The 20,810-nt window shown below is 67.0% G+C and carries 18 protein-coding genes; 11 read left to right on the top strand and 7 right to left on the bottom strand.

What is annotated here, in order from left to right; all coding sequences use genetic code 11:
• Positions 1-58: 58 nt before the first annotated feature.
• The 10 genes from IT361_10390 to IT361_10345 all read left to right on the top strand — a co-directional run bounded on the left by IT361_10390 (position 59) and on the right by IT361_10345 (position 12,827).
• On the top strand, positions 59-394 hold the full coding sequence (locus tag IT361_10390) for an NHLP leader peptide family RiPP precursor (GenBank protein ID MCC6318087.1): 336 nt from the start codon (positions 59-61) through the stop codon (positions 392-394).
• An 18-nt stretch (positions 395-412) separates the two neighbouring features.
• Positions 413-598, top strand: a complete 186-nt coding sequence (locus tag IT361_10385) for a hypothetical protein (protein ID MCC6318086.1) — start codon at positions 413-415, stop codon at positions 596-598.
• 23 nt (positions 599-621) lie between these two features.
• Positions 622-2,133 (top strand): TolC family protein, encoded by a 1,512-nt coding sequence (locus tag IT361_10380; protein ID MCC6318085.1) that lies wholly within the window; start codon positions 622-624, stop codon positions 2,131-2,133.
• 14 nt (positions 2,134-2,147) lie between these two features.
• On the top strand, positions 2,148-3,413 hold the full coding sequence (locus IT361_10375; protein MCC6318084.1) for an NHLP bacteriocin system secretion protein: 1,266 nt from the start codon (positions 2,148-2,150) through the stop codon (positions 3,411-3,413).
• 40 nt (positions 3,414-3,453) lie between these two features.
• The gene (locus tag IT361_10370) at positions 3,454-5,703 is read left to right on the top strand and encodes an NHLP family bacteriocin export ABC transporter peptidase/permease/ATPase subunit (GenBank protein ID MCC6318083.1); all 2,250 of its coding nucleotides are present in this window, start codon (positions 3,454-3,456) and stop codon (positions 5,701-5,703) included.
• 36 nt (positions 5,704-5,739) lie between these two features.
• Complete coding sequence (locus tag IT361_10365; protein MCC6318082.1) at positions 5,740-8,706, top strand: NHLP bacteriocin export ABC transporter permease/ATPase subunit; 2,967 nt, start codon at positions 5,740-5,742, stop codon at positions 8,704-8,706.
• Between the two features lie 20 nt (positions 8,707-8,726).
• Positions 8,727-9,938 carry an ABC transporter substrate-binding protein gene (locus IT361_10360; GenBank protein MCC6318081.1) on the top strand — a complete coding sequence of 404 codons (1,212 nt, stop codon included), beginning with the start codon at positions 8,727-8,729 and terminating at the stop codon, positions 9,936-9,938.
• Positions 9,939-9,942: 4 nt separating this feature from the next.
• A complete protein-coding gene (locus IT361_10355) occupies positions 9,943-11,082 on the top strand; it encodes a hypothetical protein (GenBank protein MCC6318080.1) in 1,140 nt (379 codons plus the stop codon).
• A gap of 199 nt (positions 11,083-11,281) precedes the next feature.
• On the top strand, positions 11,282-12,430 hold the full coding sequence (locus IT361_10350) for a sigma 54-interacting transcriptional regulator (GenBank protein ID MCC6318079.1): 1,149 nt from the start codon (positions 11,282-11,284) through the stop codon (positions 12,428-12,430).
• Positions 12,431-12,629: 199 nt separating this feature from the next.
• Complete coding sequence (locus tag IT361_10345; GenBank protein MCC6318078.1) at positions 12,630-12,827, top strand: hypothetical protein; 198 nt, start codon at positions 12,630-12,632, stop codon at positions 12,825-12,827.
• A 68-nt stretch (positions 12,828-12,895) separates the two neighbouring features.
• Here the strand turns inward: IT361_10345 and IT361_10340 are convergent, their stop codons facing one another.
• The 7 genes from IT361_10340 to IT361_10310 form a co-directional block, all read right to left on the bottom strand.
• Positions 12,896-13,225 carry a hypothetical protein gene (locus IT361_10340; protein MCC6318077.1) on the bottom strand — a complete coding sequence of 110 codons (330 nt, stop codon included), beginning with the start codon at positions 13,223-13,225 and terminating at the stop codon, positions 12,896-12,898.
• A 36-nt stretch (positions 13,226-13,261) separates the two neighbouring features.
• On the bottom strand, positions 13,262-14,398 hold the full coding sequence (locus IT361_10335) for a zinc-binding alcohol dehydrogenase family protein (GenBank protein ID MCC6318076.1): 1,137 nt from the start codon (positions 14,396-14,398) through the stop codon (positions 13,262-13,264).
• Between the two features lie 21 nt (positions 14,399-14,419).
• Complete coding sequence (locus IT361_10330; GenBank protein ID MCC6318075.1) at positions 14,420-17,617, bottom strand: type 2 lantipeptide synthetase LanM family protein; 3,198 nt, start codon at positions 17,615-17,617, stop codon at positions 14,420-14,422.
• A gap of 10 nt (positions 17,618-17,627) precedes the next feature.
• Entirely contained in the window at positions 17,628-17,789 is a 162-nt protein-coding gene (locus IT361_10325; GenBank protein ID MCC6318074.1) for a hypothetical protein, read from the bottom strand.
• A 95-nt stretch (positions 17,790-17,884) separates the two neighbouring features.
• A complete protein-coding gene (locus tag IT361_10320) occupies positions 17,885-18,262 on the bottom strand; it encodes an NHLP leader peptide family RiPP precursor (protein MCC6318073.1) in 378 nt (125 codons plus the stop codon).
• 69 nt (positions 18,263-18,331) lie between these two features.
• Entirely contained in the window at positions 18,332-18,715 is a 384-nt protein-coding gene (locus tag IT361_10315) for an NHLP leader peptide family RiPP precursor (GenBank protein MCC6318072.1), read from the bottom strand.
• 43 nt (positions 18,716-18,758) lie between these two features.
• Complete coding sequence (locus IT361_10310) at positions 18,759-19,148, bottom strand: class IIb bacteriocin, lactobin A/cerein 7B family (GenBank protein MCC6318071.1); 390 nt, start codon at positions 19,146-19,148, stop codon at positions 18,759-18,761.
• Between the two features lie 423 nt (positions 19,149-19,571).
• Here IT361_10310 and IT361_10305 point away from each other — a divergent pair, with 423 nt between their 5' ends.
• Positions 19,572-20,807 (top strand): protein kinase, encoded by a 1,236-nt coding sequence (locus IT361_10305; protein MCC6318070.1) that lies wholly within the window; start codon positions 19,572-19,574, stop codon positions 20,805-20,807.
• Positions 20,808-20,810 lie beyond the last annotated feature (3 nt).

Genomic DNA, 20,810 nt, shown 5'->3' with positions numbered 1-20,810 from the left:
GCCAGCGCGCTGGTACATCGGTTGCTTGAGGGAGTGTAGTCCTCGCCCGAGTCGCGACATGGAATCACCGCAGTCCCGTACACAGGAAGTCCTTGATGCCGTGCTCGAACGCGCGGCGCGAGATAGCGAGTTCCGGCGCGCCCTGCTCGAGAGTCCGCGCGCGGCCATCCACCAGGCATTTGGCGTCCGCGTTCCGGACGATGTGCGCCTGAAGTTCATCGAGCGAGATCCGGATCTCGACGCGCTGGTCGTCCTGCCTGACCTCATCGATGACACGCGAACCCTGTCGGACGACGAGCTCGACGGTGTGAGCGGAGGGGCAGGCGGAGGTTCTCACCTGATGTGGCGTGGCGCGCTGAAGACGTCGCCACGTTCACGTCGCAGCCACTACTGACGGCGGGAGGGCGTTCACGTGACACAGCGGAACGAGGCCCGGCCGCCCGTGAGGCCGGCCGAGGAACCACCGCAGGAAAACGGTGAGCTTGACGACGCGGCGCTCGAGCACGTGGTGGGAGGGCTGGCGCGTGCGTGGATCGGTCGCGTGCCCGACATCGCGAGCGTAGCGCAGCACGAACTGACCAACGGGCTGCTGCTATGAACGCGTGGTGTCTGACTGCGCGAATGGGCACCTTGCTGTCCGTATTTGCTGTCGCCGCACCGGTCCTGGCGCAGGACGCGAGGCCGGCAGCCGACCTGCAGGAGGTCCTCTCGCTCACGTTGCAATACAGTCCGCGGCTCGAGTCCGCTCGCCGTGCGCTGGACCGCGCGCGGGGAGTCTGGCAGCAATCGGGAGCGCCCTTCGATCCACTGGTACGCTCGAGCGTGACGTCGCAGCGCGAACAGACCCTGCTGCCGCCGGCTGTTGGCGCAAGTGCCGCGAGCTATCTCGGCGTCGATGGGTTGGAGTATCGCGTGGAGGGCGAAAAGCTGCTTCGTTCCGGTATCAGCATCCGGCCGGTGGTGCAGGTGTCGCAGTCCAGGACGACCGGCGTTGGTACCGCGCCAAGCGGTGTCGCGACCGCAGCCCTGCAGGTGGCGGTCCCGTTGCTGAACGACCGCGGGGGCCGGGTCACAGGCGCTCCTGAACGAGCGGCCGAGCTGGCCCTGCAGGCCAGCGGCCACGACCTCCGATTCGTTGCCTCGACCGTCATCCGGGACGCGGTCACGGTCTGGTGGACGTACATGGCTGCACGAGACCGTTTGGTGATTCAGCTGGAAGCGGAGACGCGCGCCCAGCGGATGACACTGGAAACCCAACGGCTCGTGGCGGCCGACGAACGGCCGGCCGCCGACATGCGCCAGGTGGAGGCGAACGTGGCGTCGAAGCGCGCCGCGCGCATCCAGGCAGAGCAGCGCGTTCTCGAAGCGCAGCGCGACCTCGCGCTCGCGGTAGGCGTCGATCCCGAGCGGCTGACGGCGGCCTTCGACGCCACGTCCACGTTCCCGACGATCGACTTCGGCCCCGACACGAGCGGTGCGACCGCCCGGTACCTCGCACTCGCGGACAGCGCCCGTGAGGACGTACATGCCTTGCGCCGCCTGAGCGACGCGTCACGTGTCGAGGCGGATGGTGTGACCGGCAGCCTCAAGCCGCGCGCCGACCTTGCCCTGTCGGCTGGATACGACGGGTACGCTGCACGCTGGGGAGTGCCCGGACTCGTCCGTCCCTTCGTCCAGAACACGAGTGGACTCAAGGGAGCGGTGCAGCTGAGCTACCAGTGGCCAGTGCTGAACGTTGGCGCGCGAGGTCGGCTGGCCCAGGCCGAAGCAATCGTGCGCCAGCAGGACGTGCAGCTTGCCGAGGCGCGTCGGCGTGCGCACGCCAGCGTGCGCGTCGCGTGGAGCGCGGTGCGGGCCAGTCGGGCCAGCCTGCAGGAGGCGTCGCGCTCGGTGTCGCTATACGAGGAGACGGTAGAGAACGAGATGACGAAGTTCCGCCTCGGTACGTCGACATTGTTCGACATCATCAACGCAGAAGATGCGCTTACCGCCGCGCGGCTCGCCGCGGTGTCGAGTCAGCAAGCCCACGCCCAGGCGGTGGTCGACCTTCGTTTCGCAACGGGCACCCTTGTCTCCGTCGACCACGACGCTGTTCGCGCGCCGGCCAGTCGTCCGCTCACCCTCCCGAACTGAACCCCGGAGCCTCCGTGTCCGACTCCACCACCGTCTTCCGCAAGGTATCGCTCGATCGCCTGTCGTCGCCGGAGCAGCTCGACCAGGTGATGCGAGTGACCGACGCACGTGGCTGGATCGCACTCGCGGCGCTCGGGCTACTGCTGGCCACTGCGGTGATGTGGGGCGTGGTGGGCCGACTGCCGCAGAAGGTCATGGGCACCGGCATCCTGGTGAAGAGCGGTGGTGTGTTCGAAGTGGTGCCGACGACGGGCGGACGGGTGATTGACGTCGCGGTGGGTGTGGGCGACGTGGTGACGGAAGGCCAGGTCGTGGCCCGCATCGGGCAAGAAGCGCTCGTGGAGCGCCTGCAGCAGGAGCGCGCGAACCTCGCCGCTGCCCGCGCGGACCGCGACGACGTGGTCGCCTTCGGCGAACGCGATGTACGGCTCCAGGGCTCGTACCTGGCGCAGCAGGACAGCAGCGTCCGACAGGGAATCGCCGCGGCCGAGCAGACGCTGCGCTGGCTCGATGAGCGCATCGCGACGCAGGAACAGCTGGTGAAGCAGGGCCTCATGACGCGCAACACCGTGCTTGCCACGCGCCAACAGTACGATGCGACCCGTGAGAAGCTTGCCGACTTGCAGAGCCAGATCACCCAACTGGCGGCCCGCAGACTTACCGTCGAGAACCAGCGCGCGGAGGAGGCACGGCAGGCCGCGCTGGCCATCGAGCGTCACGAGATGAACGTCGCGGAGCTGGAGCGCCAGCTGCGCAGCAGCTCCGAGGTAACGGCGCCGGAGACCGGGCGGATTCTCGAAGTCATGACCGAGCGCGGGAGCATCGTCGCGCCCGGCGAGCCGATCCTGAGCCTCGATCTGACCGGCAAGGCCGTTTCCGGACTAGAGGCTGTGGTCTACGTGCCCAGTGTGCTCGGCAAGCAGATCCGGCCCGGCATGACGATCCAGATCGCGCCCTCGACCGTGAAGCAGGAGGAGTTCGGCTTCATCCTCGGCCGCGTGACCTACGTATCGGACTTTCCGGCGACCACGCGCGGCATGCGGCGCGTTCTCAAGAACGAGAAGCTGGTTGCTGCATTGTCGGGCAACGATGCGCCGTATGAGGTGCGCGCCGAGTTGCAGCTCGATCCAGCGACGACAAGTGGCTTTCGGTGGTCCTCGTCGAAGGGGCCGCCCCTCACCATCCAGAGCGGCACACTGGCGTTTGGCAACATCGAGGTTGCCGCGCGACGTCCGATCGAGCTGGTGATGCCTCTCCTGCGTCGTCAGGCGGGACTCTGACGTGGGAGGAGCTGTGACCACGTCGCTGGCCCGCTGGGGCATGGGTGTCCTGCCAGGGCGTCAGGGCGAACGGCCGCGCGTCGTGGCGCGGGCGAAGACGCCCACCATCCTCCAGATGGAAGCGGTGGAGTGTGGTGCTGCAGCCCTCGCGATGGTCCTCGCGCACCATGGGCGGTGGGTCCCGCTCGAAGAGCTGCGTGTGGCGTGCGGCGTGTCACGCGATGGTAGCAAGGCAAGCAATGTCCTCAAGGCTGCCCGCACCTACGGACTCGTCGCCAAAGGCTACAAGAAGGAGCCGGCCCAATTGCGCGAGATGCCGGTGCCAATGGTCCTGCACTGGAACTTCAACCACTTCGTGGTCTTCGAGGGATTCCGGAACGGGATGGCACACCTGAACGATCCGGCCACCGGCCCCATGACCGTCTCCGAGGCGGAGTTCGATCAGTCGTTCACCGGCGTCGCCCTCACGTTCGAGCGTGGCGAGGAGTTCCGCACTGGTGGAGCTGCACCGAGTCTGCTGAGCGCGCTCGCGCGTCGGCTCCCGGGCGCGCATGGCGCGCTGCTCTTCATCTTGCTGGCGGGGCTCGCCCTGGTGCTGCCAGGCGTGGTTACACCGACGTTCAGCAAGGTCTTCGTGGACGACGTGCTGGTGAAGGGGCTCAGCGACTGGGTCAAGCCGTTGCTGTGGCTCATGCTGATCACGGCGATCATCTCGGGCGTGTTGGTCTGGATCCAGCAGCGCTACCTGCTACGGCTCGAGACGAAGCTCGCCATCGAGACCTCCGGTCGATTCTTCTGGCACGTATTGCGGCTGCCAGCGGCGTTCTTCACGCAGCGCTATGCCGGCGACATCGGCAACCGTGTCACCATCAACGATCGCATCGCTCGCCTGGTCTCGAGCGACCTGGCCACGACGGCACTCAATGCCATCGTGATCGTGTTCTACGCGGTCCTGCTGTTCCAGTACGACATCCTGCTGGCGGGAATCGGAGTATTGACGGCCGGCCTCAACCTGCTGGCGCTCAAGTACGTGTCGCGCCGGCGCGAAGATCTGAGCCGCCGCCTCCTGCAGGACCGCGGCAAGCTGATGGGGACGGCCATGGGTGGCCTGCAGACGATCGAGACACTCAAGGCGACGGGCTCAGAGTCGGACTTCTTCAGCCGATGGGCAGGCTATCAGGCCAAGGTGAGCAACGCCTACCAGGACCTGCAGTTCACCAGCCAGATGCTGAGCGTGGTACCGCCATGCCTGATGGCCCTCAACACGGCGATGATTCTGGGCGTGGGTGGCCTGCGCGTCATGGATGGCCACATGAGCATGGGCCTGCTCATCGCCTTCCAGTCGCTGATGTCGCTGTTCATCACGCCGGTGAACCGGATGATGGACCTCGGATCGATGGCGCAGGAGGTGAAGGGCGACCTCGCGCGCCTCGACGACGTGCTGCGCGCGTCTCGCGATCCACTCACGGGCGCTCCCGCGACGTCGCGCACGGTTGGGGAGCCGGAGGAGGCATCCGCCCCGCTGGTCCCGGCCGAGGCCAGGGCGGCTGGCCTGTCCAGTCAAACAAAGCTGAGCGGGCGCCTCGAACTCCGTGACGTGAGCTTCGGCTACAGCGTGCTGGAGCCACCACTCATCGAGCGCTTCAGTCTCGTACTGCGGCCCGGGAGCCGCGTCGCGCTGGTTGGAGGGTCGGGGTCCGGGAAGTCCACGGTAGCGAAACTGGTGGCGGGGCTCTACGAGCCGTGGGAGGGGACGATCCATTTCGACGGGAGGTCGCGGCAGGAGATTCCACGCGACCTGCTCACCACGTCCATCGGCGTCGTCGATCAGGACATTGCGATGTTCGAGGACTCGATCGAGCACAACCTCGCGTTGTGGGACTCGACGGTTCCCGAACAGGATCTCGTGAGCGCCGCGCGGGATGCCTGCATCCATGAGGAGGTGGCGGCCAGGCCGTCGGGATACCAGAGTCGAATGGAAGAGGGCGGTCGCAACTTCAGCGGTGGCCAGCGACAGCGCATGGAGATCGCCCGCGCGCTGGTGAACAACCCGTCGATCCTCATCCTCGACGAGGCGACGAGCGCGCTCGATCCGACGACCGAGAAGGTCATTGACGACAACCTGCGCCGCCGTGGATGCACCTGCCTGATCGTGGCGCATCGACTGAGCACGATCCGCGATTGCGACGAGATCATCCTGCTCGACCGCGGCCGCGTGGTGCAACGAGGGACACACGCTGACCTGCACGCCGTGGACGGTCCGTATCGACGGCTCATCGCGTCTGAATAGCCGCGGCCTCCGACGTCGCTCCCACCCCCGCCCTCGATGAGACACACCGGCTCCTACGCGGCCCCCGATCAGCGAGACGAACTGCTCCGCGTTGCCACGCGCGATGGCCGCCTGGTCGTGAGCGGAAGCGATCGACCGTTCACGCTCGAGAGCGACCGCGTCTGGCTGGTAGCACAGGGGGAAGTGCACGTGTTCTCCGCGTTGCGTGACGCGAACGGCGAGGCAGGCTCACGGTCGCACGTCCTCACGGTCCCGACGGGTGGCGCCGTGCTTGGGTTTGGCACCGCTACCGATGTGGTGCCCGGGCGCCTGATGCTTGCGGTGGGGAGCACGGATACCCAGCTCATCGAGGTATCTCGCGAGTGGTTGGGTCAGTATCACGCCATGCCCCAGGGTCGACCGGCGGTCCATACGCTGGTGGATGCGTGGGTCGAGGCCCTGAGCGCCGGCATTTCCCGCGACGTCGCGCCCAAACGATGTGCCGAGCTGGAACTCGGACGCGAGATCAAGGTGTCACAGGCCGTGGCGGCACGCCCGCGCGCCGCCGTGGGGTGGGTCCGGCACCTTGAAGGTCACTCGTTGTTCCTGGGGCGCGAGTCGCTCACGGTCAACGGGTCCGGCTACACGCCGATTGCCCGACGGGCGTGGCTCCACATGCAGGACCAGAGCCGCGTGCACATGCTCCCTACCGATGGTCTGCCAGACGAAGCAGCCCTCTGGCAGGGCCTCGACACCCTGCACGCGATCGTCCTGCGATATGCCGACCTCGTCGCGGCGCGGGGCAGGGCGGCGGACCGGGATCGACTCCAGCGCCGCGGCCGCGCTGCGGCGGCGCGCCTGGCTGATGCGTGTCGTGCGCTCGCCGCCACGCTTCAGGGCCCCGATCGGCGCGCCGCAGCCACCGAAGACGTGACCGGCAACGCCGGGGCGAAGGACATGCACGCCGCGCTCTACGAGGCGAGTCGTCTCGTCGGGAGCGCGATGGGCGTCACGATCCGGCCGTACGCCACCTCCGAAACCGGCCAGGCACCCCGTGACCCGCTCGAGGCGATCGCCCGGTCATCGCGCATCCGCGTGCGTCGGGTGGCGCTCCGCGATGCGTGGTGGCGGCAGGAGAATGGACCGCTGCTCGGCTACACCGAAGGTGACATGCGGCCCGTGGCGCTGCTGCCAGAGCGTGGCGGATACCGGCTGCAGGATCCGCTGGCCGCCACGGTCGCGCCGGTGACCGCGGAGAATGCTGCCGGCATTCATGCGTTTGCCTACACCTTCTACCGACCCTTCCCCGACACCGAGCTCACGGTGCGCGACGTGCTGTCGGCCGGGCTGTTCGGGTGTCGGCGCGACCTGCTCGTGGTGCTCGCGATGGGTGCGGCCGGTGCGCTCCTCGGGTTGGTGCCGGCGATGGCAACCGGCCGGATGTTCAATACGATCATTCCCGGCGCCGAGCGGTCGCAGCTGGTGCAGATGACGCTGGTGCTCGTGGTCTGCGCGATGACGACGGCGATGTTCAACGTGACGCGTGGGCTCGCCCTCCTGCGCATCGAGGCCCGCATGGCCGGGTCGGTGCAGAGCGCCGTCTGGGATCGCCTGCTCAGCCTGCCCATGCCGTTCTTCCGGTCGTACACCGCTGGCGATCTCGCCGTGCGCGCGATGAACATCGACGCGATCCGGCAAGTCGTCTCGGGCACGACGGTCACGGCCATCATCGGCGGCGTGTTCTCGCTGGTGAACTTTGCGCTCATGTTCCACTACAGCTCAACGCTCGCCTGGCGGGCGACGATTCTCATCGGCGTTGCCGTCGCCGTGACGTCCCTCGGCAGCATCCTTCAGCTGCGACACCAGCGGGCGGCACTCGCCGTCCAGGCCAGGACCTCAGGCCTCGTGCTCGAGCTCCTGAGCAGCATCGCGAAGCTTCGGGTGGCCGGGGCTGAACGCCATGCCTTTGCGGTGTGGGCGGCGCGTTTCAGTGACCAGCGTCGCATCCAGTACCGGGTGCGCCAGCTGGCCAACGGCGTACAGGCCTTCAACGGCGCGTTCCCGGTCCTCGCGATGACGGTCCTGTTCTGGGCCGCGATGCCGATGCTCTCCGCGGGCACGATGATCCGGACCGGTGACTTCCTGGCCTTCCTGTCCGCCTACGGCGCGTGCCAGGGCGCATTGCTCGGAACGTGCGCCGCCTTGCTCTCCACGCTCAACGTCATCCCGCTGTACGAGCAGGCCAAGCCGATCCTGCGCACGCGACCCGAAGTCGACGACGACAAGTCGGACCCCGGCACGCTCACCGGAGACATCGCGATTCAGCGTGCAACCTTCCGCTACGCGACCGATGGGCCCCAGGTGCTCCGGGATCTCTCGCTGCAGGTGGCGCCAGGAGAGTTCGTCGCCTTCGTCGGCCCATCCGGATCCGGCAAGTCGACCATCCTGCGGTTGCTGCTCGGCTTCGAGAAGCTTGAGTCAGGCGGGATCTACTACGACGGGCAGGAGCTGGGCCGCCTCGACGTGCAGGCCGTGCGACGGCAGATCGGCGTCGTCCTGCAGAACGGCCGCCTCATGTCGGGCGACATCTTCACCAACATCGTGGGATCGGCGCCGCTGACGATGGATGATGCGTGGGAAGCCGCGCGAATGGCCGGGTTCGACGACGACGTGAAGGCGATGCCGATGGGCATGCATACCGTCATCAGCGAGGGCGGTGGCACGCTGTCCGGAGGTCAGCGGCAGCGCCTCATGATCGCGCGCGCCATCGTGCAGCGCCCACGCATTCTGTTCTTCGACGAAGCCACGAGTGCGCTCGACAACCGGACACAGCGCATCGTCAGCGAAAGCCTCGAGCGGCTGAACGCCACGCGCGTGGTGGTGGCGCATCGGCTCAGCACGATCGTGAACGCCGATCGCATCATCGTCATAGACCGCGGCCAGGTGGTGGAAAGCGGTCGCTATGAGGAGCTCATGCTCAACGGTGGCCCCTTCGCCGAGCTGGCCCGACGCCAGCTCGCATGATCAACCCGGGAGGAGCATCCATGACCAGCCGTGTGATACCATCGTTGGCGAGCGCGCTGCGCGCCTCGGCCGTCCTCGCCCTGACCCTGGCACACATGGCGTGCGGCCGCTCGGACGCACCGGACGAGGAGCGCGTCGCCCTGGCGCGGCGAAACCAGGGTGACGTCGTGATCGGGGTGGCGTGGCCCTGGAGCAGCTACCCGGACATCAGGTACGGTGATGGCCTGCAGATGGCGGCCGATGAGATCAATGCGGCCGGCGGTGTCCTCAACGGCCGCAAACTCAAACTCTTGCGTGAGGACGACCACGGCTCGGTAGACAACGGTCGGTTGGTCGCGCAGAAGCTGGCCGCCAATCCCGAGGTCGTCGCGGTCATCGGGCACCTGCAGTCGTACGTCTCGGTGCCGGCCGCCGCCATCTACGACCTCGCGGGCATCGTGATGGTCGCACCAACCGCGACGGACCCCGAACTGACTGCGCGTGGCTACCATCGAGTGTTTCGGGCGACCTTCACCGACAAGGAAGTCGGTCGCCAGATGGCTGACTTTGCGCGTGGTCGCGGCTACCGGCGCGTCGCCATCTGCTACATCCGGAACGCGTATGGCCGGGGCCTGGCCAATGCGTTCGAGGAGCGGCTCACCGAAGCGGGCGGGGCAGTTCCTGCGCGCCAATCCTACGACGCGAGCGGCGAGGCCGACGTGCGCTCGTTCCTCTCCGTCATCAGGGAATGGAAGCACCAGGAACTTGACGCCGTGTTTCTGGCGGGTGAGTCACCCTCGGCCGGTGCGTTCATCGAAGCAGCGCATCAGGAAGGTTTGCGGCTGCCCATCCTCGGCAGCGACGCCCTGAACGCACCGGGAACGCTCGCGCTCGGCCTGGCGGCCGAAGGGACGGTCGTGCCGTCGGTCTTCCACCCGGCGGTGGCAGCCGAGCGTGTGCAGCGCTTCGCGCGTGCATTTCAGGAGCGTTACGGCGTATTGCCGGACGCAGGAGCTGCGCTGGGCTACGACGCCGTCCACCTGCTGGCAGCGGCCATCGCGCGCGCACGCTCGTCGGTGCCCGACGAGATCGCGCGTGCCCTGCGCTCAGGGGCCGGTTGGGAGGGAGTCACCGGTGCCTTCACCTTCACGGAGTCGGGTGATCTTGAGGACCGACCGCTCGTGCAGATGCATGTGCGCAATGGGCAGTTCACGGTGATCGGCGCCAGTACCGTCACCGCGGCACGGGACTGACGCGATGCAATCGCTGCACACGGGAGGGACGGTGACGGCTCCCGGAGTGAGGCGCGACGTTGCGCCGATGCTTCGGCAGCTCGGCGCCGGACCCGCCGAAGAGTCGGAGCTGCTGGCGTACATCGAAGCGAGCGACGCGCGCGAACCCGTAGTCGACGTCGAGTCGTTTCCGCTCGCGGATGAGCCTTTCGTCAGTGCGTGGCGCGGCTACCAGAAGGCTGCGGCCGAGGTTGGCATCGAGGCTGCGCTGCGGCTCGGCCCGCTTCGTCAGCTGAACTTTCCCGTTGCCGCGGGAATGCCGGAGCAGCCGGAGTATGTGGCCGTCACCAGGCGGGGAAGCCCGGTGAACCACTTACGTTCGCGTGGCGTATTCCACGCGCCCCAACGCGTACAACTGCTGCTGCACCCGACGATGGCTGGACACATTCCGGTGATCGTCGCAGGCGATCGCCGGGACTTCGAGCTTCTCGTACGGAGTGTGCTCCATCGAAACGCGCCCGTCGAGGTTCCGCGTTCACAGGGCGCGTGCATGGTGGCCGGGTTCAACAACTGGGATCGCGTGGAGGCGTACCGCGCTGCATGGAGTGCTGAACACCCGGGCGCCACGGAAGCGGACTGGACAGTGGAATTTGCGCGAATGGCGGGCCGGAAGGCGCTCTACCAGGATCGATTCATGATCCTGAGTGAGGGGAACTACAGTGCGGTGGAGGCCAGCGCGATGGCCATGGACGAGGAGGAGTGGCTGAAACGGAGCCTGACGATCCGGCTGGAACATGAGTGTGCGCACTACCTGACGCGCCGCGTGTTCAACTCGATGCGCAATGCCCTCCTCGACGAACTGATCGCCGACTATGCGGGTCTCGACGCAGCGTTCGGCGCGTACCGGCCTGAAGCATTCCTGCGGTTCATGGGGCTCGAGGCGTTCCCTCGGTACCGGAGCGGAGGGCGCCTCGAGAACTATCGCGGCACGCCACCGCTTTCGGACGGCGCGTTCCGCCTCCTGCAGCCGCTCGTCATACAGGCCGCTCGCACTCTCGGCGCGTGGAGTCGCAAACGACCGCGAATGATGGATGCCAAACGTGATCGAGCGCACATGATCGTTTCACTGATGCAAGGCGGTCTCGCGCCATTGCTCGTTGGATGATGGAATCAGGGTTGGCCCGACGCCGTGGTGATGCCATGACGCGACGTCCGGGGCCACGCTTGCTGAACGTGTCCGACGAACGTAGAGTCGCGCGGCACGTGTTGGCGCGGGGCGCTGCGCGGTAGAAGGACGGGCGCGGTTGCATTCAGGTGACGGCGATGGTGTCGCAACGAACGGATCTCAACCTGAGCACGGGAACATGCTGGAGATACCCACGACGATCGAACGAGACGCCACCTTGCCGGTGGCACGCGAGCTGGAGCATCGGGCCGCGCGTCGGTGGGGCACCCAGCGACCGATCGTCGTCATCGGAAGGCACGAACGGCTGGCGGAGAGTCTGCACCGCGTGAAGCGATTCGCAAAGGCCGATCATCCAATTCTCGTCACGGGAGAGACGGGCACCGGCAAGGAACTGTTTGCGCGGGCATCGTACCTCTTCTCCGAGCGGGTGAACGCTCCCTACATCGCCGTGAACTGCGCGCAGTTCCACGACGGTCAGTTGATGGCATCGGAGCTGTTCGGGCACAAACGTGGCAGCTTCACGGGCGCCACAGCGGATCACGCCGGCGTGTTCAGTGACGCGAACGGTGGTACGGTGTTCCTCGACGAGGTTGGCGAGCTTTCGTTGCCGGCGCAGGCGATGTTGCTTCGTGTTCTTAGTGAAGGCGAGATCGTGCCGGTCGGAGGCACGTCACCAAGGCAGGTGAATGTTCGCGTCGTGGCCGCGACGAGCCGCGACCTCAAGCCGATGATCGCAGCCGGGACATTCCGCGCCGACCTCTATTACCGATTGCGATACTTCCACGTGCAGGTTCCGGCGGTGCGGGAGCGCGGTGACGACTGGGAGCTCATTGCGCAGCACTACATGGCGCGCCACGCGGCCTCCGCGCGCCGAGCGAAGCGGCTGTCGCCCGAGGCCTACCGGCTGCTGAAGGCCTATCACTGGCCCGGCAACGTGCGCGAAATCCGCAGCATCGTGGAAATCGGCTGCCAGCTCAGCGAAAGCGACGCGATCGAGTGCCAGGCATTTGCTGACGAGCTCGAGGTGCGGGCCCGGCGCGAGCAGGTAAAGCGGCTTCCGCTCTTCGACGAACGTGATACCGGCAGCGGCGACCCGGAGGATCCCATGGTCCGCATGGAGATGCGCGAGACCGACTTCTGGACCGCGGTGCATCGGCCCTACCTCTCACGGGAGATGAGCCGGGCGGAGGCGCGTTCGATCGTCGAGCGAGGGCTCGACCGTACGCGCGGCAGCTACAAGCGCCTGCTGGGCATCTTCAACATTCCCGACGGCGACTATCTCAAGTTCATGGACTTCCTGCGTCACCAGAAGCTCAAGCCTGAGTGAACATGCCGCAGTCGATGGCTGACTCCAGCCGATAGAGGCTAGCGTCAACCTCGGCACGCCAACGAACCTGGCAGCTAAACGCAAGTCGATGTCCGGCATCAGGATACACCACCGGGCCTGTGTGGCGCCCAACTTGCCTTTCCTCATGGACGATGTGCGGACCCCCGCCCGTACACACCAACCTCACCAGGAGCGATCCATGACGCCGAAGGACAAGGACACGACGCCTGTCACGCCGGAACCAGCCACCGACGACCAGCTTTCCGCGGAGAACCTCGAGTCCGTGAGTGGCGGCATCGTGGGGCCCGGCGGTTGCATCCCGCCCATCTGGCCGCCAAAGGGCACGAAGCCATGGGAGACCGATCCCGTCCTGCCCGGCCCCACGACCGTGGAGTGACGAACGCAAAGGCCCGCACCTGTTGTCGGGTGCGGGCCCCTGCGTGCGAGACGACGGCGAACGTTCAGCTATTGCCCGCGCATCAGCATGAATACCACCAATCCTGCGAGGACAACGGCACCCACGGCCGCCCAAAGGCCAAGGCGCGAACCCGTCGTCGCTCGACCATCCAGCTGCGCTCGCCAGGCCGCGTACCGATCCCGGTCGACGTAGTACCCGCCGTTCGGCGTCCGGCGAACCAGACCCGCCGTGAGCGACGACGCGAGGTACTCAGCATCATCCGCGCTCACCGATCGAGCGCTTTCAGGGGCATGAGCGCCCGACGCGTGCAGCCGATTGACCGCATCAGCTTCAGCTGCGACCAGCGCGAGCAGGGGGAACAGGGGCGTTGCGGACACGATGCCCTCGCAGAGAGAAAGTAGGAAGGGAGACGATCAGTTGTCGTACACGAACGCAACCTTTCCGAACCGATCGGGATCATTGAACGTGCGATCCAGAAAGCCAGCCGCCTCACTCCCGCAAAATACCGAGTCCAGCACGGGTTGAAAGGACCCGCGCGTGTGGTCGCACAGCGCCGCGTCGAGGTCGCTGGACACGCCGATACAGTTCCCGCTGAGCGTCAGGTTCTTCATGATCATCTGTGTGAACAGCCGGCCGCTGTTCGGCGGGCAGCTCGCGACGCCCGATGCATGCGCTGCGACCTCGTTCTGCCCGACGAGGCCACACGTGACATATCGGCCGAATGGGTTCATCACTTCGACCACCTTCTCCACGTGCAGGTCGAAGAACGGGTCGATGATTGCGTCGAATCCGCCAACCTCCTCGGCAAAGTCGGTGACCTTGCGAGCCTCGTGGAAGCCGGAGAGATGCCGTCCCACCACCAGCACCCCGTGGGCTCCAAGCGACCCCAGCCGCTCGGCCCACCGCGCGGACGACGTCACGGTGAAGACATTTACGGGGTGCTGGCGCAGCGCGGCAAGCGCAAACTGCGAGGTGTTCGATGCGCCTGAAGTGACGAGCACGTTTGCGCCAGGGGATAGCTCGAGACGACGCAACATGCTGTATGCCGTTTGGGCGTTCAGGCTGAACGCGGCCGCCATGGCGTCCGGCATCGATGGTGGAATCGCGCGCAGCTTTCTCGCGGAGGTCACGTGGTAGCCACGCGAGGCCTGGTTGCTGGCGACTCCTGCCCGCGGGCCCCCGGGCTCGGCAAGCCAGGGGCGCCCCACGTAATGGTGATCCGTGATCACCCGATCCCCAGGGCGGAGTGTAGTGACCTCGGCCCCGACTGCGACGACTTCGGCCACGTACTCAGACCCGATCGGCGAGAATCGCTGTGGTGCCACCGAGCGCATCGATCGGGCGAAAGCCTTGTCGCGATAGTTGCATGAAAAGCCCCGGACGCGCACAAGCACCGACCCACGCATTCCCTCCTTGCTTCCGTCGAAGCTCGGGGTGGCAACGGGCACGAAGCCGCACTGCACGTCTACTCCATCCACGCACACGCGTGGCCGCGTGACGGGCACGCCGTCAATGCTGTTGCGGGATCCAAAGACAACGAGGTGATCCACCGGTGTACCTCCGGGTTGGCGTCACGCCCACATGAGCGGACTGGGAACGCGGTGCGGGGAAGCGAGTCGGAGCAGCGCGTGCCCGATGCCCGCTTCGCCATGCAGCAGTCCGGGTGAGGCGACGCTCGCTGGCCAACCGGTCACCACCACATCACGAGCGATCCGCGCGGCGACGGCCATGCCGAGGGCACGTGCGCGGTCCACGAGCTGGGGCCGGTTCAGCCTCATGCCGGTGGCAAGCAGCACGTCGATGCGCGTGCCCGTTCCGTCACCGATCGTGTCGGACGCCGAGCCCGAGGTCGCGTCGGGTTCGCGCGTGAATTCGTCGATCTCGACATCGACGCCGGATGCATCGACGAGATCGAGGCGAGAGCACACAAGGCCGCAGACACCGTGACTCCACGCTCCCTGGCGCTCGTCCGCATAAGGCAGTGTGCGCTCCGCCACGATGGCGGCTGTGGCCAGGTCCGAGAAGGTCGCGTCTTCACTGACTCGTGCGAGTCGCGCGAGGGCCATCGCAATCCCGCTCTGCCCATGCGCCATGCCACGTTCAGGTTGGCCATGGCGATTGGGCCACCAGCGTCCTTCGCTCCCCGCGGTGGTCTGCGTTCGCTCGGCGAGCACGCTGCCGGCATCGATCGCGCGGCCGAGCCACTCGCGCTCTCCAGTCGCATCATGTAGCGCGAGGAACCCGAGGATGGCGCCTCCTGTGCCGGTCATCAGGTCGCTCGAGTCATTGCGGGCAAGCGCGTCCGGAGAGGCGAGGGCCGCAACTTCCAGTGCGATGTCCATCACGTCCGGGCGCCCGAGGAGGCGTGCAGAGTGCACGTGCGCGAACACGATCGAGGCGAGCCCGGTGCCAGCTCCGACGTCGACGAGACGGCGCAGCCGCAGCGAGCGCAGGTAATCGTGGAGCGCAGCACGGAACGGCCGCAGCGCCCGAAGGGCGAGGTCGGACCATTCGCTCTCGCCCGTAACGTGCGCCAGGGAAGCCAGAAAGAACGCGACTCCCGACGCGCCATCGATGAGCCCGGGGGCGAGTGGGCCCATGCGATAGCGGCGGGCACGTCCGAGGTACTCGGGGCCGACCCATTGCACCATTCGTTCGTCGCTGGTCCCGCTCGCGATGGCTGCGTTGCGAAGGCGGCATCCAATGCGCCTGGCCGCCTGCACCACTTTATCACGCGACCACGCCACCGCGTGGGTGGTCGGAGGAGGCTCGGGACAGCACACGCGCAGCTCGTGCGCCGCATTGGTCGCAAAGGCGCTGCGAATGAGCGACACCTGGAAGGCGAGGTCGGTCTCACTCAGCGAGCGCAGACGCCGCATGGCCTGGTCGAGCGCCGAGACTTCGAGGGCGTCGGGGATGGCGGCGCCGTTAGGCAGCGCCAGGACCGTGGAGTCGGCGCGCGCACTGAACAACGGAATGTCGAGGCTGTCGAGCGCCTCGTGCTCCGCATCGACGATGTCCCAGATCCGGGGCCGGAGCGGATTGGCCAGGAGCGGACGGCTGAGCGCGTCGAGCTGAACGCTCCGGTCGACGGCGTCGCGGAGGTATGCGGGCTGCAGCGTGCGCTCGATGAGCGTGGCGTACAGGTTGGTGTTGCGCAGCAGCACGCGGACCGTCGCCTCGCGCATGCGCGCAAGGATTCCATGCTCGGCGAACAGGTCGTCCCGACGTGACACAAAGGCCCGGTAGGTGCGCGTGAAGCCGTCGACGATTGCGTCGACGTGGCCCGACGCGGGAACCGGCATGCCGTCGCGCACCGGCAGATTGCTGGCGCGTACGCCCGAGGTGGTGCGCACGAACTCCAGGCGCATGTTGTCGCTGTTGAGGTGACGCCAGCGCGGTACGACGACCGACGTGCCGTCGGGATCGACGCCGCCGAGTCCACCGAGGTTGAACGCGCCTCCGTCGTCTCTGACCAGGATATCGGGCAACATGCGCACGGCGAGGACCGATTCGGCGCACCGTTGCGTGGCGCTGCCCGTGGCGTCGGGTGCGGCCTTCTCGTCGTGCTCGACGCGCACCCGCGGCCCGAGCAGGGTCTCGAGATCAATGAGCACGGGGTGTTCACCCGACGCAATCAGATTCTCGTAGTGCAGGTCGCCACCATTGAGCGCGTACACGACACACAGGAGAGCGCCGCAGCGCTCGAAGTACCGCGCGACTTCGTCATCCTGCTGACAGGGCGTGTGCGCAGCGAACTCCAGCCAGCCATGGTGCCCGCGATCAAGGACGCGCAACGCACGAAGGCTGGGCACCCCGGGAATGCCGTCGAGCCACGCCACCAGCTCTCCCATGCGCTGCTCGAGCCCGAGCGGCCGCGGCTTGTACACAAGCCGCAGGCCGGACGCCCAGGTGACGATGTACACCGAGCGCCCGCCATCATGAGGGTCGGAGAGGTCAGCGCGGATGTCTGTCACGAGACCGAGTGGCTGACCCTCGCCGAACGTTGCCTCCAGCGCCGGGAGATCCGCGCGCAAGCGTTCGAGGAGTTCGCCGGTGACCGTGACCCACAGATCGGTCGCGGTGCCGAGGAGCCTGGCGAGCACCGGGTACGTCGAGCAGATGCGTGCCAGGCCGCCGGTCCGCATGTCGCGAAGAAATGCATCGTAGAGCGTGCGGGGTGGCCCACCGGACACACTGCTGGCGAGCATCGCCCCGAGTCCCTGCGACGAACGCAGGGATCGATAGACGCTGAACTCCGCATACAGCACGCGCATGGCCACGCGGCAGAGTCGACTGAGCAGCGCGCCTTCCAGTTGGGCGAGCGCGGCGGCAGAGACGACGGCCTGCCAGTCCGGATGGCACTCGACTACCCGGTGACGCCCCAACCGCGCGAGGGGAAGGAGCAGCTCGCCAAACGGGTGAGACTCCTCGAGTGCGGGGAACCCGTCGTCCGAGAACTCAGGCGTGAGCAGCCACGCATCGCGTACATGGCATGCCCAGGCAGGCAGGTCCGACACCTGCTCCGCTCCCGACCGCTGCACGAGGTCGGCCATGGCTGCCGCCGTGAATCCGTCCCACGTCAATCGCTTCTCGAAGGTTGCCCAGCTGCCGCTGGCGGCCAGCTCGCACCAGGTGGTGAGGAGTGTTGAAGGAACCGCGTTTGGGCTGCCGTCCCGGTCGATGGCTGAGGACTGGTGCTGTCGAGCACGCTCGCGGAGCGGCACCGCGCGCGCGACGAGGGACTCGAGGTGCAGTGCGGTCGGCATCGTCCGCCCGTCAGTGCGTTGCGTTCCAGCTATAGAGCGTCATACCGATGGAGCCGACGGCTACCAGCAGCATGAGCCAGAGTCGTGCATCGCGTGGTTGCTGCCACCAGATCATGGCGAGGGAGAGAACGCTGATGCCGAGCCACACGAGGTATGCCTTGCCAGCGGGCATGGGACGCTCCGGTTCGTGGAGGTGACGTTGCGGCGCGGCACCCGTTGGGCACCGCGCCGCAAGGCGCACGCGAGGTACGCGCGCGTGAACAGCGACTACGCGGTCTCGTGCCCGATGATGTACGCCGAGAGGCTGGCGACGGCGCTCCAGGCAAGTGAGGCGAGCAGGATCGTCGGGGTGACGCCGCCGGCGACGGTCTCGAGTTCCGATTCACTCAGCTCGGCCCTGGGGTCGATCGGATCAGGCAGGACGACCGTTGCGTCTGCCGCGTTCTCGATGAAGCGGATGTTGAACGAGGCTGGCACGGCACGGCCGCTGAACTCCTCGACGGCGGCGCGCGGATTCGTGAGGAGCTTGCTGCGGAACGCGCTGTCCGTCGCCGACCGAGCGAGGATGGCGGTGTACTGTTCCTGTGCGGCCGCCGTGAAGGCAGCGTCCTGGCTCAGCGCCTGAGCATTGGCCCTGGAGATCATTGGTCGGAGAGAAGGGAGTGTGGGCAGGGAAGTCGGTCGCGAGCCAGTCGGCCCGCGACCCGAAGGGCGTTAGTGCGCTTCCTGACCGTCGTTCCGGCCCTGGAAGAACGAGTTGGTAATGGCACTGACGAGGATCACGGAGGCGACGATCGTCGGTGTCACACCGCCGGCCACCGTCTCGAGCTCGGCTTCCGAGAGCTGTGCCGAGGGGTCGACCGGGTCCGGCAGGACGATCGTTGCGTCCGCCGTGTTCTCCACGAACACGATGTTCACATCGTTCGGCGCCGTGCGACCTGTGAACTCCTCCATCGCCGCGCGCGGGTTTGTGAGCAGCTTCTGCCGGAATGCGGAATCAGTGGCAGAGCGCGACAGGAGCGCCTGCATCTGCTCGGTAGCGTACTGGGCCTGTTGCGGGTTGTTCTGGAACTCCTTGATGGCCGTCTTGGCGTTCATGAGCGAGTGTCCTCGTGATAGGGAGAGGGTGCGGTGCAGGGGACTAGTGGGAGAACTCGTGAATCGCCTGGCCGATCAGTTGGCCGGTGAGCGCACTCGCGGCGGCGGCGCCGAGCGAAGCGAGGATGACGGTGGGCGTGATGCCGCCAGCCACCGTCTCGAGCTCGGACTCGTTCAGCTCGGCGGCCGGATCCACGGGGTCGGGCAGCACGATGGTCGCATCCGCGCGGTTTTCCACGAACACGATGTTCGCGGTGCCGCTGGACGCCCCACCCGTGAACTGCGCGAGCGCGGCGCGCGAGTCCGTGATCAACAGTCGGCGGAACTCCATGTCCGTGGCGGAGCGGGCCAATAGGGCCTGGAACTGCTCGCTCGCCTTCTGGGCGAGCACGGGATTGGACGCGATGGTGCGGGCGGTGGTGGCGTGACTCATGGTGGATTCCTCGTGGGACCGTGAATGGGTGGCCTGCAACTGGGCGCACCAAAGGCAACCCGCGTGCCCGGAGCAGAGAGTCACGGAAGCCATTCGCTCGCCACCACTTGCGTGGACGCCGTGCTGGCTGGCGGACGTGCGGCGACGGAGTACGCTTCTATTTCATAGATGCACGCCTCGTCTCGTCGAGCCAGAACGACGGTGTCTGCCCCGCCAGCGTCGGCTCGACTTCCTCAATGCCGGGGACCAGACGCCGACACTCGACCCAGCGTTAGGCATGCTCTGCTTTGCGCCACCGCGAACAGCCCATGACGCGCGTGGCCAGCCGTCGCTGTACCGTTCGCCTGCCCCCCCTCTCCCGGATTCGGTTGCCTTTCGGTGCAGGACCGGTGAGACTGCAGGCCCCGACCATTCGAGACCTCCATGACGACTGCGGAATCGTCCGTGGTGGCGCCGCCGCCAGCCCCGACCGTCGAGAGCACGGAGACCGGCCGCGTGTATCGGCTCGATCAGCTGATCGGCAAGGGCGGATTCGGCGAGGTGTACCTCGCGACGCCTCTCCGCGTGTTCGACCTGCCCGCGCAGGTGTGCGTGAAGATCAGCGATCACATCACCGGGTGGCTGCGTGAGGCCTATTTCGCGCAGCTGCTCGCGCGCGAACCGCGCGCACTGCGCGTGTACGATCGGTTCGTGGCAATCGAAGGCTCGAACGTCCGCTACTGCCTGGTGATGGAGTACGCCGAACACGGCGACCTCGGAGCGTGGCTCGGGAAGCATGGTGGCCAGCCGGAGCGGGTGGTGCGCCGCGAGCTTGCCGGCATTCTCGGTGTGCTCGACGTTCTGCACCGCGGCCAGGCGCTGCACCGCGATCTCACGCCATTCAACGTCTTTGTCTGCGCAAACGCACAGCTCAAGCTGGGCGATTTCGGCATTGCCACCCATCAGCTCAGTCGGCGCGGGGTGACCGCGGAAGCATTCAACCCGTTCAACGCACCCTCGGAGATCGCGTGGGGCAAGGTGCGGAAGTGGCAGCAGCGCGACGACATCTTTCAGGTTGGCCAGCTGGCGGCGATGCTGCTGCGGGGTGACATCCGCAGCCCGATGGGCAGCAAGGACGTGCGCGGCCTGCCCTGCAGCGACGAGTTGAAGGAGGTGATCTACCGCTGCCTCGGTGCGCGCGGGAAGCGCTATGAAGCCGCTGGAGAACTGATCGCAGCGCTGCGGCGCCGGCCCAAAACGCCCGCGTCGGGTGGCCGCCTCAGGAGCCTGGCGGGGCACAGCATCGCGTTCACCGGGTTCCTCTCGCGGCCACGCAGCGAGGCGATGGCGGCAGCACGCCGCGCTGGTGCGAAGGTGCAGTCCAAACCCGGTCAGGCCACCGACGTACTCGTACGCGGGCGGCCCAACAAACTGCAGATTGCTGGCACCGTCGGGGGTACCAAGCTCCTCGAGGTCCGTCGCCTCGCCGCCACGGGCCACGACGTCCGTATCATCTCCGAGGCGCAGTTCTGGAAGCTGGCCGCGGCGTCGTCTTCGCCGCGCCCTGCAGCGGGGAGGACGCGTGACGGCGCTACTTCCCGCACCGGTCGACGACCCGCACGGACGACCAAGGCTCCGGCTCGCACACGCGCCGAGACAACACGGCGTCGCTCAGGCTGATCG

It is taken from the genome of Gemmatimonadaceae bacterium (assembly GCA_020846935.1).
Classification (GTDB): Bacteria; Gemmatimonadota; Gemmatimonadetes; order Gemmatimonadales; family Gemmatimonadaceae; genus RBC101.
The sequence above is the reverse complement of the archived record's forward strand: the minus strand, read 5'-3'. Positions and strand labels throughout refer to the sequence as shown.